Genomic DNA, 737 nt, shown 5'->3' with positions numbered 1-737 from the left:
GCGGTGAGGGTGCCGGGGAGTTGTTCCTGGTTCGGTGTGTCGCCGCAGATCACGCGGAGGCGTGCCTTGGCGAGAATGTCCAGGCCTATGTAGCGGCGGGCTTCGGTCCATTCGTCGGTCTGTTCGGCGAGTACGGCACCGACGAGCCGGATGATGGCGGCGCGGTCGGGGAAGATGCCCACGACGTCGGTGCGGCGGCGGATCTCCTTGTTCAGCCGCTCTTGGGGATTGTTGGACCAGATCTGCTTCCAGATCTCCCTGGGGAACTGGGCGAAGGCCAGCAGGTCGTCACGGGCGCCATCGAGGTGATCGGCGGCGGCGGGGTACTTGGCCGCCAGAGCGTCGATGACCCAGGCGTGCTGGGTACGCACCTGCTCGGCGGTCGGCTGGTCGAAAATGGTCCGCACCAGGGTCGCCACCCACGGCTGCGCCGACTTGGGCACGGTCGTCAGCAAATTCCGCAGGTAGTGGGTCCGGCAACGCTGCCAGGACGCGCCGGGCAGGGTGGCCCCGATCGCCTCCACCAGCCCGAGGTGGGCATCGGAGATGACCAGCTGAACGCCGGACAGGCCGCGGGCGACCAGGCCGCGCAGGAACGCCAGCCAGCCCGCGCCGTCCTCGCGTGAGGTGACCTCCAGCCCGAGGATCTCCCGCTGGCCGTTGGCGTTGACCGCGGTGGCGACCAGGGCGTGCACGTTGACCGTCCGCCCGCCCTCGCGGACCTTCTGGGTGAGGGC

Annotated in this window: 1 protein-coding gene; it reads right to left on the bottom strand. The window is 69.6% G+C overall.

Annotation, left to right across the window (positions count from 1 at the left end; translation table 11 throughout):
- Window positions 1–737, bottom strand: a 737-nt coding sequence (locus tag AAH991_RS40185; RefSeq protein WP_346231199.1) for an IS256 family transposase, incomplete at both ends; no start/stop codon positions are given.

The organism is Microbispora sp. ZYX-F-249, assembly GCF_039649665.1.
GTDB classification, from domain to species: Bacteria; Actinomycetota; Actinomycetes; order Streptosporangiales; family Streptosporangiaceae; genus Microbispora; species Microbispora maris.
This window is presented reverse-complemented; position numbering and strand designations above follow the sequence as displayed.